Source organism: Moraxella sp. (genome assembly GCF_030525845.1).
GTDB lineage: Bacteria > Pseudomonadota > Gammaproteobacteria > Pseudomonadales > Moraxellaceae > Moraxella.
Genome location: NZ_JAUNDY010000009.1, coordinates 1 through 14,784, shown reverse-complemented (window position 1 = coordinate 14,784; position 14,784 = coordinate 1). Strand labels below are relative to the sequence as shown.

The window sequence follows — 14,784 nt, the reverse complement described above, 5'->3', positions numbered from 1 at the left end:
TACAAAAATCAATCCAAACAACCCACACCACTGGGTTTCTCCACCCATTTTACTAGGTATTTTATGGCACTTCATAACACCATTCGCAAATTGCGTGAGTTACATCAGCTTACCCAAGAAGACATGGCAGAGCGTGCCATGTTATCTAAAAACGGCTATGCTAATATTGAGCGTGGGGAGAGTATACCCAACATTGATAGCTTAGAAAAAATTGCTCATGCTTTTGGTATGAAAATAGAAGAGTTAATAGCATGGCGAGACAGTGATTATAATATTTCTGTTTTAAATGGATATATCAGTCATTATGCTCAAAATAACTATTATGAAAATTTCAGCGATACTGATTTAAAATCAAAAATTGATTTCTTAGAACAAAAAATTGCCTACGAAAAATCATCAAACGCTCAAAAAGATGAAATTATTCTCTCTTTAAAAGAAGAAATTAAACTTTTAAAAGAAATGAATGAATTGTTAAAACAGCATAAATAACCCTCATCCATCCATAGGAGACAATCCATGACCCTAAAACAAACCCTCACCGAAACCGTTAAAACCGCCATGAAAGCCAAAGACATGGATAAAGTCAAAGTGCTACGCAATGTGCAAGCCGTCATTAAGCAAATTGAAATCGATGACCAAAAAGAACTCAATGACAAAGAAGTTTTGGCACTATTGCAAAAACAAATCAAACAACGCCAAGAGTCTTTGGGTATTTATGTTGCCAATGGGCGTGATGATTTGGCACAAAAAGAGCAGTTTGAGATTGATGTGATTAGCGAGTTTTTGCCCGCCCAACTCTCCGAAGAAAAACTTGCCCAAATCATCAGCGAAACCATTGCCACGCTTGGGGCAAGTGGCATGCAAGACATGGGCAAAGTCATGAATGCCGTCAAAGAAGCCACCGCAGGACAGGCTGACCCTGCCGTCATTTCTGGCTTGGTAAAAAAGGCACTCACCGCATGAGTTTGCACAATCCTACAAGTTTTGCCTTTGCTTCTGACAATTACTCAGGCGTACACCCTGCGATAATGCAGGCAATAACAGAGGCTAACGGTGGACACCAGCCTGCCTATGGCGATGATGTTTACAATCGTAAACTTGATGAGCTTATCAAGGCAAATTTTGGTAAGACCGCCACCGCCTACCCTGTCTTTAACGGCACAGGGGCGAACATCATCGCCCTGTCGGCACTCACCCCCAGACATGGGGCGGTGATTTGCACCACTAATGCCCACATTCACAACGATGAAAGTAACGCCCCTGCCTATGTGGCTGGACTTCGCCTACTGACGGTCGCCACCCCTGACGGCAAATTACGCCCTGATGACATCGCTCGCCTTTGCCAAAACATCGGCAATCCGCACGCCCCACAGCCCACCACCGTCTATATCAGTCAAGTTACGGAGCTTGGGACGTGCTATACGCTGGACGAAATCCGCGCGATTGTCCAAGTTGCCAAATCTTATGGGCTGGCGGTTTATATTGACGGAGCGAGGCTTGCAAATGCTTGTGCTTATCTGGGTTGCAGCTTTGCTGACATCGCCAGTACGGGCGTGGATATGCTCTCAGTCGGTGGTACAAAAAATGGCATGATGATGGGCGAATGCTTGGTGGTGCTAAACCCTGCCATAGATAGTGTCATGCCCTATCTGCGTAAAAATCATCTGCACCTAGCCAGCAAACACCGCTTTATCTCGGCTCAGTTTGTGGCGTGGTTTACCGATGAGTTGTGGCTGACCCTTGCTCGCCATAGCAATGAGATGGCACGGTATTTATACCATAAAATCAAAGACTTAGACGGTGTTAGCATTACCCAAGCGGTGGAGTCTAATGCTGTCTTTGCCATATTGCCTGCCGATGTGGTGGCACGATTGCATGAGGATTTTCATTTTTATGATTGGAATGCGACCACAGGTGAAATAAGGCTGATGATGAGTTTTGATACGAGTGTGGAGCAGGTGGATACGTTGATTGATAAAATTAAGATTTGTTTGCAAGACGTAACTAAGACCACCTCTTAGCACGTAGTTTTATCAAGGTCTATAATCCCTCGCCGTCATTATCGCTTGCTTGCTGTTTTCTAGCATGGGTAAAACGTTAAAATCGGGATTTTCTTTGGCGATTTTAATGGCTTGGGCGTTGGATTGTAACGCTCCTTGATATTTTGCTCCCCACAATTCCACTTGCGAGCGAGCGTGTAGGGCGTAGATATTGGCAAGGGCTGGGCTTAGGGTGGATTTTTCATAGGCTCGCTGTAATACACCCCATGCTTCGCGGTCGTGAGCGGTTTTATCGGTTAATGGTTTGACTAGCCTGATTGCCTCATCGCCATCATTGACATCAATGCGTGCATTTGCCAAATGTATCCGCAAATCTCGCCGTTCTGGATAAATGGCTTGGCACGCTGTCAAAACCGCCACTGCTTCTGCGTGGCTGCCTTTTTTGGTCAAAACGTGAGCGTGAGTTATGCACACAAGCGGGTCGGATTTATCAAAATTGCCACGCCCAAAAACTTCCATTGCTTCATCATATCGCCCCTTGTCCGCCAACGCACCAACCAAAGCCAACGTCGCCCCTTGACTGCTTTTGCTGGCGATATCTAGCGTGCTGATGTCGGCTTGATGGGTAAGGTATCTAAGTCGCCATGTCAATTTATCAAAATCTCTGGCTTGGCTTTCTTTGGTACTCATACTCACAAGCGGATATGCCATCGCTCGCACGGACGCTTCGGAAAGACGGTCGGCGGTCAGTGGGTGAGATTGCACAAAACTTGGCAAAAAAGCATCTTTGCTTTGATGGAGCGATGCTTGTTTATAAAGACGCTCAAAAAACCGTGCCATCGCTCGTGCATCATAGCCTGACTGGGCGAGAATCTGCATGCCCACACGGTCGGCTTCTTTTTCATGCTCTCGACTGTGGGTTGCCATACTTTCTGCCACAGCGGTTTGTGAGCCGATAAGGGCGGTGGTTGCCAAATCGCCACTGACTGCACTTGCCACAACCGCTGTCAAAAGTCCACCTAATTGCAAAGCGAGCAGTTTGCCTTTTTCGTCTTGGCGGTGTTCGTAGTGGCGTTGAGAAAGATGAGCGATTTCATGAGCCAACACGCTCGCCACTTCATCAAGCGACCCCGACGACAGCACCGTACCTGTATTCAGCCCAATCAGCCCACCTGGTACGGCAAAGGCGTTGATACTGTTGTCGTGAATGATGGGCGTGGCAATGAGGGGCTGAGTGCGAACGGTGGCGTTCATGCTAGCGGTCATGTCATAAATGAGCTGACTTACCCATGCGTCCTCAATGATGGGTGTACTTTCATTGATTTGACGAAGCATCCACAGTGCGATTTCTTTATTTAGATATTGCTCGTTAAAACGTGCCCCTGTGGTCATGCTGGGGGCGAGGGGTTTTTGGGTCGGCTCGCTTGCTAATGAGGTGCTGTTATGCCATTTGTTATGATAGCCAAAATGTTGATGATGATTTTGATAAATGAGTGGCACGGTGGGCGTGGTCTGTCCCATAGGCATTGGATTTTCTTGGGAAAACGACGGTAAAGATGATGTCAAAAAGGCTAAAATGACCATGTTTTTAAAATTACAAATCATTGGAGCGTCCTTGCAAGGCACTTTTGTGCATGGGTGGCAGCCGTTTTAATAAAACAAACAGTAGGGCATTGATGGCAAGTAGTAAGAAGGTTTCGATGGCAAACCCTATGCTGACTGGCAAGGGTGCATTTTCGTAAAGTCGCATGAGTAAAAACACGCCAACCGCCCCCAAATATACCAACATCACAAGGCTTGCAACGATGAGTGCGTAGGGGGAGTTTCCTTTTTTGATGGTGGGTGTCAAAAGCAAGGCAGGGAGCAGAACAAAAAATTGCCATACCACACCCATCAGTGCCTGCCCCATTGATGACAAAGAGAAACCAACCAGCAACGGATACGCCAGTAGGCGGTAAAAAATCCACAAAAACCACACTCGGTTTAGGATAAGCCAAATGGGTTTGGTGGGTTTTGGAGGGCTGGCACTTGATTTCATGGGTTTGGTAAGCTGATAAATTTATTGGTATTATACCCAAAATCTTTTAAAAATCCTTACCGAAGGTAGTGCTTGCGGTTGATGTTGGTTTGATATTTGTTATAATAATGTAAATTTTTGTGTCTTGACGGTGTTTTCAGTCAAATAAATGATAGCATATGTCGTTAAAATGAATAAAAGGTATGATTTTTGCAAAGTCTTATGGGTTTGCTTTTTATTTATTATTATTAAATTTTTCATAACTAGTAAGGAGTGTCCTTATGCAACCAAATTCTTTTGCGTTGTTTAACCACTATCTGAGCAGTCCGATAGGTTCGGTTATTGGGGCGATTTTGATTTTTTTGTTGGGTTATTTTGCTGCACTGATTTTTGGTTCGGCAACCAAAACAGCACTGACCAAGATTAACCTTAACCAAAAAATGAACGCTCAGACGGGCAAAAATTATGATTTGCACAGTCTGCTTAGTAAAATCGTGTTTTGGTTTGTTTTTGCTATTGGCGTATCAGCATCTTTAAATCAGCTAAATCTATCTACCATCTCAGCACCATTTGCCAACATGGTAAACCAAGTGCTGCTGTTTGTGCCAAACCTGCTGGCAGCGGTTGCGGTCGGTGTGGTTGGCTGGGTACTTGCCATCATGGCAAAAAATGCCATCTTGACAGCACTATCTAAGACCACCTTAGATGATAAATTGGCAAAACAAGCCTCTGTTAAGCCCATGAGTGGGGCGATTGCTGATGCGGTGTATTGGCTGATTTTGCTTGTGGTGCTAACCATCGTGTTGGGTCGTTTGGGGCTAAATGGACTATTTACGCCACTAACCAACATGATTGATAAGATGTTGGCATTTGTACCAAACATCTTTATTGCAGGCGTGATTTTCTTTATTGGTCTTGTGGTTGCTAGAATCATCAAGGGTATTGCTACTGATTTGGTGGGCTCACTAAATATCCAAGCCCTAGCCAGCAAAGCGGGTATCAGCGAAAAAAACAGCTTGCCAAACATCGCAGGTTCGCTTGCTTTCTTGCTTGTTATTGTGCCGTTTACCATTGCGTCGCTCGATGCACTGCAAGTAGAAGCGATTAGCCGTCCTGCTACCAACATGCTCAACGAAATCATGGGGGCATTGCCGAATGTTTTCACGGCGACAGCGATTTTGGTGCTGACTTATTTTGTGGTGCGTATGGTGGCGGACATCGTTAAGGGCTTGCTTGAAAACACGCAGGTGGATAGCATTCCTGCCAAGTTGGGCGTACAAGAAGCACTAGGTTCACAAAAAGTCTCAGGCTTGGTGCGTGGCGGTATTTTGTTCTTTGCTATGTTGTTTGCTTCTGTGGCGGCAGCGGACGTGCTAGGCTTGGTACAAATTAGCCAAATCATCACGCATTTCATTCATTTTGGTGGACAAATCATCTTGGGTGCAGTCATCATGGTCATTGGCTTTTGGCTCTCTGGCATCGTGGCTGGTGTGATTGAGCGTTCCAATCAAGGCTCAAAATGCCTTGCTAACATCGTACGCACACTGGTTGTTGGTTTGGTGCTGGCGATGGGTCTAAAAGCAATGGGTATCGCTGATAGTATCGTCAACCTTGCCTTTGGTCTGACACTTGGTTCTGTGGCTGTCGCTTTTGCCTTAGCCTTTGGCTTGGGAGGACGTGAGGCTGCGGCTCGTTATTTGGCTCGCTTGCAAGACAAACTAGAAAATAACGACAAACAATAACCTACCCAAAACCCAAGATGAATGTCTTGGGTTTTTTATTGTCTGATGAATTTTTGTGAATAAATCCCATTTATTAATGAAAATAATAATGTTATAATTATGATTATCATTTAATTTTTGGAGAAACAATGCAAATAAAATTGACCTTGCTTAGTCTGAGTATTGTGGTGTTGATGTCGCCTGCGTCTGCCAAAGCGTTATCGCAAATACCTCATATAGAACTTGAACCGATGGTTATTTCAGTCTCTGGTGTAGGGCGAGCGTTGGAGCGTGGGGCTGGGTCGGTTACCTCTATTGATGCCAAAGAAATCAGCCAAATTGGGGCGACTATTTGGGGCAGGGGCGAGTAACTACAAAGCCACTGATAGGTTAGGAGCTAAGGTGGCTATTGATAGCGTACAGCCTGCCAAAGCAACCTTAGGGTTTGGTTATGACAGTCCAGATGATAAATATGGCGTGGGGCTTACTTCTAGTTTTGTGGCGGGTAAACGCTCGGATAATGGCGAGCAGTTTTATCATGCTGGTGGTTACCATGTTATGGATTTGGCAACTTATTGGAACATCAACCCCAATATTCGTCTAAATGTCAATCTAAACAACTTGTTCAATCAAAAATACCATGACTACGCTACTGTATCAGGCATGTCGGCAACGGATAGCACTCAAATAGAGCGTGCGACCATGCCAGAGCGTCATGTGTCGGCAAGTTTGTCGTTCAACTTCTAATACTAAGGTGTGTAGGATACCCAAAACAAAAAAGACAGTTGTTGTAACTGTCTTTTGTCTTCATGGGATTTAATCACGCACGACCCAAATATTCGCCAGTACGAGTGTCTACCTTGACGATTTCGTTTTGTTGAACAAATAATGGCACACGCACCACCGCACCCGTTTCTAGCTTGGCAGGTTTACCGCCACCACCAGAAGTATCGCCACGCACACCAGGGTCAGTCTCTACGATTTCTAGCTCAACGAAGTTCGGAGCGGTAACAGACAAGGGAGCGCCGTTAAATAGGGTAATGGTGCAAAGGGCGTTTGAGTTTTCTTTGAGCCATTGGGCAGCGTCGCCCATCGCATTTTTGTCAGCAGATAGCTGCTCAAAGGTCTCAGGGTGCATAAAATGCCAGAACTCGCCATCATTGTACAGATAGTTCATTTCGGTGTCTACTACGTCCGCCCCTTCTAGGGTGTCGCCTGATTTGAAGGTTTGTTCTAGGACTTTACCTGTTTTTAGGTTGCGTAGTTTGACACGGTTAAAGGCTTGACCTTTACCAGGTTTGACATATTCGTTCTCTAAGATAGAGCAGGGGTTGCCGTCTAGCATGACTTTTAAGCCAGCTTTAAATTCGTTGGTAGAAAAACTTGCCATGAAAATTACCTTAATTGTAAAAGAAATCAGAAAAATGCGTTATAATAACGCACTTTAACCCCTTATTATACCCAATATCCCTAAACTTTGTCAAAAATGAACGAGATTTTTTTTAAAGAAACGACGTGGCAAACCGAACTTGCCAATGCCGTGAGCGACGTGCCGACCTTATATGCCTTGCTTGATTTGCCAGCACCTACCGAACCACACCAGCCCAAAAAATTCCCCCTAAGAGTGCCACACGCTTTTATCAAAAAAATAAAAAAAGGCGACCCAAATGACCCCCTACTTTTACAAATCCTACCCGACATCGCCGAAACCTTGCCCGTCATGGGTTATACGACCGACCCACTCGATGAAAATAACCACAATCCCATCAAGGGATTATTGCACAAATACCAAAGCCGAGCCTTGATTACGGTAACGGGGGCGTGTGCGGTGCATTGTCGTTATTGTTTTCGTCAGCATTTTGATTATGGGGCGAATTTGCCAAGCTCTGATGACATTCGCCAAATTGCTGATTATATCAGTCGTGATGAAAATATTGATGAAGTGTTATTAAGCGGTGGCGATCCTTTAAATATCAATAATCGCCGATTTAATGAATGGATAACGGCATTATCTGATATTGACCACGTTAAAACCATTCGCCTTCATACTAGAATGCCTGCGATACTACCAAATCGTATTGACGATGAATTATTAAATATATTAAATCAAAGCCCAAAAAACATCGTCATGGTATTACACATCAATCATGCCAACGAAATTGATGACGCATTAGCCAATAAATGCCAAGCCCTAAAACATCATGGCGTGATGTTATTAAATCAAAGCGTTTTATTAAAAGGGGTTAATGATGACGCAGATACATTGTGTGAATTAAGTCATCGCTTATTTGACATTGGGGTTTTGCCTTATTATTTGCACATTTTGGATAAAGTGGCAGGGGCGAGCCATTTTGACATTTCATCAGAAAGGGTGGCGGAGATTTATTGGCAAATGCTAGAAAAATTATCGGGTTATCTTATGCCAAAATTTGTCCAAGAAATCGCAGGCAAACCCCATAAAATGCCGATTGATGTTTATCGGTTTATAAAATAAAAAAGCCTTACCAATAATGCAAATCGCCCAATTTTCATTGAGCGATTTTATTTATGCATTATCAATCATCGTTGGCGGACTTGCCTTTGATTTTGGCTTGTCCATCAATGGTTGTGCCGGAGCCGAACCCTCCTTGTCCAAACGGATTTTGTCCGCCCATACCCCCCATACCGCCAAATGGATTGCCACCCATTCCGCCCATGCCACCAAAGGGGCTTTGACCGCCCATTTGTTTTGCCATCATCGCCATCATTTTGTCTTGGTTTTTCATGGCGTAATCTTTGGCTTTGGTGGTAAGTGTTTTTTGAATGGCAGGCAATAATAATAAAAACGCCACCGCATCCGTCAACAAACCTGGTAATAGAAACAAAATCCCAGCCAATCCCATTGCTACCGATTTGGTGACAGTGGCTTCGGGGGGCTGGTTGGCAGGGTTGGGAATCACGCCATTTTGCATGGCTTTCATTTGCTGAGCCATTGGGTTTAGGGTGCTGGCGGATTTTTTGATGAGGGCAAGCCCAATAAAAATCGCCACGATGAACCAAATAAACACAAGCCAACCGCTCATGAATTGAGCAAGCAAATACCAAACAAGCATTTCAATGATGAACCAAACGAGCAAAATGCCAACGACCACGCCCATAAATTTTCCTTAGAATACCTAACAGATAATGAATTTGAAAACAAAATGGTTTATAATACCAAATCTTTGCCCCAACGCCAAATTTTCAAGGCTTTGGATAACAAATTGTAACATATTTAGTAGTTGAACAATGACACTCATCATCGGCATTGACCCTGGTTCTCGTATGACAGGCTATGGCATTATTCGTGCTGTGGGCGACCGTCTTAGCTTTTTAGATGCAGGAGTGATACGCACCGAAGGGACGGATATGCCTGTGCGTATTGGGCAGATTTTTGGGGGCATTACTCGTATTGTTCAGCACCATCAAAAATACTTTGATGAGCCAATACATGCCGCCATTGAGCAAGTATTTATGGCAACCAATCCCGACAGTGCCTTAAAACTTGGGCAGGCTCGTGGGGCAGCGATAGCGTCTTTGACCGCACAGGGCTTGACGGTGTCCGAATACACCGCTCGTCAGATTAAACAAGCCGTCTGTGGCTATGGGGCAGCGGACAAAGAGCAAGTAACGGCGATGGTGTGCCGTATTTTGGAGCTGTCGGTCGTGCCACAAGCGGACGCATCGGACGGCTTGGCGTGTGCCATTTGTCATGCTCATTCTAGCCATTCGATGCACAAACTTTTGGGTAATACTACCTTAAAGGGGCGTGCCACCACCAAAAAAAAGGGGCGTTGGCGTTTGTCCGAAACTGATTTGGCAACCAACCCTTTATTAAAATCCCAATAAATCATAAAGCGATGATTGTTTAATTATCGCTTTTTTGTGGTATTTTACTAAGGAGTATTGTATGAACTTATTAAAAACCGCTTGCACACTTAGCTTGACTGCCCTGCTATTGCAAGGCTGTGTCACTTCCCATGTGTATGACAAAACCAGCCTAAGTATCAAAACCACCGAACACGACCACGTGCGTTATATGTTAAATTACGTCTCGGCAGATGGTACGCCACGGCGTGATTTGATGGTGATTTTGGGCGACAAATACACCTATGAACTCAATGATACTTATGATGATGGTAAAAATCTAGATAATCTCAATAAAATTGGCAAAGTGCTGGATTTAAAGCATTTTAAGCCTGAACCAATTGAGTTTAAAATTCGCCATTATAAGCATGATACCATTGTAGATGATTACGCTGTTTTTTATTTTTCTTATGATAAACCAGAAAATCTCATCACCAACCAAGAAAAAGAGCTACTAAACCGTTATTGTTACACCCATCTCCCTAGCCCTTATGGCAGCTGTAAAATGTCATTTCTGATGAAAGTGTACGACAAAACCACCCCACCCAACGCCACCCTACAACCCGTCAAAGGCACTTATCCCATTCATATCACTCATCTTAGAGATGATAAAGCTAAACGAGCCTTATTAAAACCATTTGCCTTTGTGGCTGATGTGGTCACCGCACCGTTTCAGCTGATTTATCTGGCGATGCTGGGTGCAGCTTGGCAATGATGGTTATTAAATTGATTTTTTAAACATTGATTGCAAAACATAAAAGGATAAAAAATGTCATTTTTTCCCACATTCAAACCTTATCAAGGCGACATTGCCAAAGAGCCTGTGGCAACCAACGAATACCTACCTCCTGCCCAAACGGTCATGCTTGGCATTCAGCATGTCCTAGCCATGTTTGGGGCGACCGTGCTTGCCCCCATTTTGATGGGCTTTGATGCCAACCTTGCCATTATGATGAGTGGCATTTGTACGATTTTGTTTTTTGTCATGACGGGCGGACGTGTGCCAAGTTATCTTGGGTCATCTTTTGCCTTCATTGGCGTGGTGGCAGCAGCAACGGCTCATGTCACAGGTTCTGGGGCAAACCCCAATCTGGGTGTGGCTTTGGGCGGTATCATTGCCTGTGGCGTGGTCTATGCTCTCATCGGCTTTATCGTCATGGGGACAGGCACTCGCTGGATTGAAAAACTCATGCCCCCTGTCGTAACAGGTGCGGTCGTCATGATTATCGGGCTTAACCTTGCCCCTGTGACGGTGTTGAGCGTGGCGGGCAAACCCTTTGAGCTTGCCATGACACTAGTAACGGTACTTTGTATGAGTGGGGTGGCGGTATTTGCCAAAGGTTTTTTAAAACGCCTACTACTCCTCGTGGGATTGATTATGGCGTATGTGATTTATGCCGTTGTCGCCAATGGCATGAACATGGGAACACCGATTGACTTTGGCGTGATTGGGCAGGCAAGTTGGTTTGGCGTGCCAAATTTTTCGTCGCCTGTGTTTGACATGAACGCCATGCTCATCATTGCTCCTGTGGCGTTTATCCTTGTGGCGGAAAACTTAGGACACATCAAGGCAGTCGGAGCAATGACAGGCGAAAACCTGACGCCACAGCTTGGCAAAGCCTTTGTCGCTGATGGCGTGGCAACGGCACTCTCGGCAGGTGTGGGCGGTACAGGCATGACCACCTATGGCGAAAACATCGGTGTCATGGCAATCACTCGGGTGTACTCGACACTCGTGTTTGTGGTGGCGGGTGTATTTGCGATTTTGCTGGGGTTATCGCCTAAGTTTGGGGCGTTAATCCAAACCATTCCCACGCCTGTGCTGACAGGGGCGAGTATTGTTGTCTTTGGTTTGATTGCTATTGCAGGGGCGAAAATTTGGATTGACAACAAAGTGGATTTTAGCAACAACAAAAACCTCATGGTTGCCTCTGTTACCGTGATTTTGGGTACGGGTAATTTTGGTTTGATGCTTGGTTCATTTGATTTGGGCGGTATCGGTACAGCGACTTTTGTGGCGATTTTCTTAAATTGGGTGCTAGGATTTACCAAAGACAAAGAGGGGGCGATTTGAATACGAAGTCCAATCATTCAAATTTGAAAAGTTGATAAGAATGGTTTATAATATTTTCCCATAAACTTATGACAAATACCGATAACTTTTGAAGTGGTAATCGGTGCAACCATAGCGACCGTCATTTTGGCGTGTCGTTTTTTGATTAAATGACAAAAGGTAATAGCATGTCTAGTTTTTCTGAATGCATCGCCCAAGCGGGTGGTGGCGTTGATAAACTGCATTGTGCGGTTAATGCCATTAATTCGCCCTTGTGGGACATCTTGTTGTGGATGTTGATTTTTGCAGGGGCGTTTTTTACCATCGCCTCAGGATTTGCACAGTTTCGCTTATTTGGGCGAAGCGTCAAAAGTATGCTAAGTAGTCGCAAAGGTCATGACGCAAGCGAAGGCATCTCGGCTTTTCAGGCATTTGTAACAGGACTTGCCAGCCGTGTCGGCGTGGGCAATATTGCAGGGGTGGCACTTGCCATTGGTATTGGTGGTGCTGGGGCGGTGTTTTGGATGTGGCTGATTGCTATCATTGGTATGGCATCGGCATTGGCTGAGTCTAGTCTTGCCCAGCTTTTTAAAATCAAAGACCCCATCACAGGTAAATTTCGTGGCGGTCCTGCCTATTATATTGAGCAAGGTCTGGGTCCATTCTGGCGTACTCTGTGGCGATAAATACAGCGACAAATAACGCTGCCACCACCACCAATAAAGACGCAACAGCAATCATTGATAAACCTAACTTTTGCATGACTACCTCCGATGAGTTATTGGTGTATTGCAAGGATATTTGCAATCATGATGATGGGTTCATGACCTTAATATAAATGGGCTTGAGGGGCTTGTATATCGCATAAAACCAAAGATTTTATTTAAAATAATTTATAACCAACTGTTATAATAAGAATTCATTAAAAGTTTTGTGGGATTGCATTGACTGTGTGATGATACTGGTAAATCATTATTGGTAAACAATTAAAAATACAGCAAAAAGCCACACCGAACAGGTATGGCTGGTTGTTGATAAATTAGAGTGGATTAAGCAAAGACCTCATCGCACGCTTGCTTAAAGCGAGCCACCGCACCATCAACATCGGTAAGCTTATCAAGTCCAAATAGCCCAACTCTAAAACTCTTGTAATCGGCAGGTTCGCCCACTTGTAGGGGTGTACCGCCTGCGATTTGGACACCGACTTTGGCAAATGCCACGCCTTTATGCACCTCATCACTTGGGGCATGACAGACGATGACCCCGACCGCTTGGGCGGATGGGTCTGCCACGCTGGCGATGCCTTTGTCGTTTAGGACGGTTAGGATTTTTTGGCCCAGTTCAAGTTGGGCGGATTTGAGCGTGTCAAAGCCGATTTTTTGACATTCTACCAGCGTATCTCTAAGCTGTCTTAGGCTGTCGGTAGGCATGGTGGCGTGATAAGCGTGTCCGCCATTTTCATAAGCGGTCATGATGCCCGCCCACACTTTTAAATCAAGGGCGAAACTCGTGGATTCGCTCTCTGCCACGAGCTTTTTGGCATTTTCTGACATCATGACAAGTCCACAACAGGGCGTGCTGGATAGTCCCTTTTGGGGAGCGGACAGTAGTACATCGATACCAAGTGCCTTCATGTCAAGCCACACACAGCCAGAGGCAATGCAGTCAATCACCAAAATACCACCAACTTCATGCACCGCTTCACTGAGTGCCTTGATATAATCATCGGACAACATCATGCCAGAGGCGGTCTCTACATGTGGAGCAAAAACGATTTGGGAACGGTTTTTACGGATATAAGCGGTAATGGTATCAATGTCGGCAGGGGCGAAAGTGGTTTTTTCGCCTGTGTGGATTTGGGCGGTGAAAACTTGGGTGGATTTGGCGATGCGTCCTTGTTCTAATATCTGTGTCCAGCGATAGCTAAACCAGCCATTTCGCACGATGACCACGTCTTTGTCGGTGGCAAGCTGACGGGCAACCGCTTCCATGCCTGACGTGCCAGAACCTGGAATGATGGCGAGGGCGTCAGCATTGTAGAGGGATTTTAGGGTGGTGGATAGGTCTTTCATGACACGTTGAAATTCGGCAGACATGTGGTTTAAGGCACGGTCGGTATAAACCACCGAATATTCCAAAAGTCCTTGTGGGTCGATGTCATCTCGTAGGGCGGGCATAATGAATCCTTATTTGGCAAATGAAAGTCTTAATTTACAAAAAATCCACGCAAATTGCAAATGGTTTTTAGTGGTCTGTGGTATTTGTGGAGGTGTGCAATTTTCGTTTGATTTTGGCGATGAGCCAAATGAATATGATGATACCTACGACAAACACCACTCCTGCAATGATGGGGGCAAATATAGCCAAAGCGGACAACCCAACCGCCGCCCCTGTTTCGGCAAGTCCGATGACGGGATTGGCGACCCCTGCGGTGGTGGCACTAGATACAGCTCTGGCACTGGCGGTGGTGGTTTTTACCATGCTTGCTGCTCCCCCTCCTGCAATGATGGCTAATGCCCACGTCATCGCAGGACTAAGCTCGGTCAGGCTACTTGCCATGACTATCGTGCCGGCCATGCCAGCAAGCGGTACTGCGATGGTGTCTAGTAGATTATCTACAAAGGGAATAAGATAAGATAAAGACTCGGCAATGCTAGCAATTGCCAAAATAATGAGTGCGGTCGTACTGCCTAGCCACAACCAGCCATCGCTCAATGGCAGTATGCCAAAATAACTTGCCAAAGACATGCCAAACAACGGTACAAATACCCGAAACCCTGAGCTGGCCGCCAAGCCAATCCCCAAACAAACACTTAATAACAACTCTGTACTCATGGCTATCCACCAAAATTAGATTGATGATATTATACAAAATCACAGAATGTCTGTGCGACCTCTGCGTGATATTTTGTGCAAATTTTTGTAAAAGAGCAAAAATGCCATTTTTGGCGGTGGCAATGCATTAAAAAATAAATAATTAAAAATCAATAAATTATAAACTAATTTGCAAAAATAATAAAAAAGTGCTTGCACAAACTCAAAATTATGCTATCATACGCACCACTTAGGAAACACCGCCGGCTTAGCTCAGTTGGTAGAGCAACTGAC

General features: G+C 45.0%; 16 protein-coding genes and 1 pseudogene. 11 read left to right on the top strand and 6 right to left on the bottom strand.

The features are described from left to right. Positions 1-63 precede the first annotated feature (63 nt). Genes Q4B79_RS05045 through Q4B79_RS05035 form a run of 3 tightly spaced genes read left to right on the top strand, consistent with a single transcriptional unit; the run spans position 64 to position 2,021 of the window. Positions 64-489, top strand: coding sequence for a helix-turn-helix domain-containing protein (locus tag Q4B79_RS05045; RefSeq protein ID WP_303085341.1), 426 nt, complete (start codon positions 64-66; stop codon positions 487-489). Positions 490-516: 27 nt separating this feature from the next. Beyond that, positions 517-963 (top strand): GatB/YqeY domain-containing protein, encoded by a 447-nt coding sequence (locus Q4B79_RS05040; protein ID WP_303085340.1) that lies wholly within the window; start codon positions 517-519, stop codon positions 961-963. Next, positions 960-2,021, top strand: coding sequence for a low specificity L-threonine aldolase (locus Q4B79_RS05035; RefSeq protein WP_303085339.1), 1,062 nt, complete (start codon positions 960-962; stop codon positions 2,019-2,021). Before Q4B79_RS05040 ends, Q4B79_RS05035 begins: the two co-directional genes overlap by 4 nt. A 12-nt stretch (positions 2,022-2,033) precedes the next feature. On the opposite strand, the gene Q4B79_RS05030 is transcribed toward Q4B79_RS05035, so the two are convergent. Then, positions 2,034-3,605: a M48 family metalloprotease gene (locus tag Q4B79_RS05030; RefSeq protein WP_303085338.1), complete on the bottom strand. Its 1,572-nt coding sequence runs from the start codon at positions 3,603-3,605 to the stop codon at positions 2,034-2,036. Continuing rightward, positions 3,595-4,038 (bottom strand): hypothetical protein, encoded by a 444-nt coding sequence (locus Q4B79_RS05025; RefSeq protein ID WP_303085337.1) that lies wholly within the window; start codon positions 4,036-4,038, stop codon positions 3,595-3,597. Before Q4B79_RS05025 ends, Q4B79_RS05030 begins: the two co-directional genes overlap by 11 nt. Positions 4,039-4,298: 260 nt before the next feature. Here Q4B79_RS05025 and Q4B79_RS05020 point away from each other — a divergent pair, with 260 nt between their 5' ends. The 3 genes from Q4B79_RS05020 (at position 4,299) to Q4B79_RS05010 (ending at position 6,485) form a co-directional block, all read left to right on the top strand. Further along, complete coding sequence (locus tag Q4B79_RS05020) at positions 4,299-5,759, top strand: mechanosensitive ion channel (RefSeq protein ID WP_303085336.1); 1,461 nt, start codon at positions 4,299-4,301, stop codon at positions 5,757-5,759. A gap of 128 nt (positions 5,760-5,887) precedes the next feature. Continuing rightward, complete coding sequence (locus tag Q4B79_RS05015; RefSeq protein WP_303085335.1) at positions 5,888-6,109, top strand: hypothetical protein; 222 nt, start codon at positions 5,888-5,890, stop codon at positions 6,107-6,109. Continuing rightward, complete coding sequence (locus tag Q4B79_RS05010) at positions 6,057-6,485, top strand: TonB-dependent receptor (protein ID WP_303085334.1); 429 nt, start codon at positions 6,057-6,059, stop codon at positions 6,483-6,485. The genes Q4B79_RS05015 and Q4B79_RS05010 overlap by 53 nt, the downstream gene beginning before the upstream one ends. Before the next feature lie 73 nt (positions 6,486-6,558). Here the strand turns inward: Q4B79_RS05010 and efp are convergent, their stop codons facing one another. Beyond that, positions 6,559-7,128 carry an elongation factor P gene (gene efp / locus Q4B79_RS05005; protein WP_303085333.1) on the bottom strand — a complete coding sequence of 190 codons (570 nt, stop codon included), beginning with the start codon at positions 7,126-7,128 and terminating at the stop codon, positions 6,559-6,561. A 96-nt stretch (positions 7,129-7,224) separates the two neighbouring features. Between efp and epmB the strand changes: the two genes are divergently transcribed. After that, entirely contained in the window at positions 7,225-8,232 is a 1,008-nt protein-coding gene (epmB, locus tag Q4B79_RS05000; RefSeq protein WP_303085332.1) for an EF-P beta-lysylation protein EpmB, read from the top strand. Between the two features lie 61 nt (positions 8,233-8,293). Here epmB and Q4B79_RS04995 read toward each other — a convergent pair whose 3' ends face one another. Continuing rightward, entirely contained in the window at positions 8,294-8,875 is a 582-nt protein-coding gene (locus Q4B79_RS04995) for an FxsA family protein (protein WP_303085331.1), read from the bottom strand. A gap of 130 nt (positions 8,876-9,005) precedes the next feature. Between Q4B79_RS04995 and ruvC the strand changes: the two genes are divergently transcribed. The 4 genes and pseudogenes from ruvC to Q4B79_RS04975 all read left to right on the top strand — a co-directional run. Continuing rightward, positions 9,006-9,605 (top strand): crossover junction endodeoxyribonuclease RuvC, encoded by a 600-nt coding sequence (gene ruvC / locus Q4B79_RS04990; RefSeq protein ID WP_303085330.1) that lies wholly within the window; start codon positions 9,006-9,008, stop codon positions 9,603-9,605. Positions 9,606-9,666: 61 nt separating this feature from the next. Then, complete coding sequence (locus Q4B79_RS04985; protein WP_303085329.1) at positions 9,667-10,338, top strand: hypothetical protein; 672 nt, start codon at positions 9,667-9,669, stop codon at positions 10,336-10,338. Between the two features lie 54 nt (positions 10,339-10,392). Next, positions 10,393-11,697, top strand: a complete 1,305-nt coding sequence (locus Q4B79_RS04980; protein WP_303085328.1) for a solute carrier family 23 protein — start codon at positions 10,393-10,395, stop codon at positions 11,695-11,697. Between the two features lie 167 nt (positions 11,698-11,864). Then, positions 11,865-12,332, top strand: a pseudogene (locus Q4B79_RS04975) (alanine:cation symporter family protein); the annotation flags it as partial. A gap of 393 nt (positions 12,333-12,725) precedes the next feature. Here Q4B79_RS04975 and Q4B79_RS04970 read toward each other — a convergent pair. After that, positions 12,726-13,853, bottom strand: coding sequence for an aminotransferase class V-fold PLP-dependent enzyme (locus tag Q4B79_RS04970; protein WP_303085327.1), 1,128 nt, complete (start codon positions 13,851-13,853; stop codon positions 12,726-12,728). 67 nt (positions 13,854-13,920) lie between these two features. Continuing rightward, positions 13,921-14,511 (bottom strand): DUF4126 domain-containing protein, encoded by a 591-nt coding sequence (locus Q4B79_RS04965; protein WP_303085326.1) that lies wholly within the window; start codon positions 14,509-14,511, stop codon positions 13,921-13,923. Positions 14,512-14,784 lie beyond the last annotated feature (273 nt).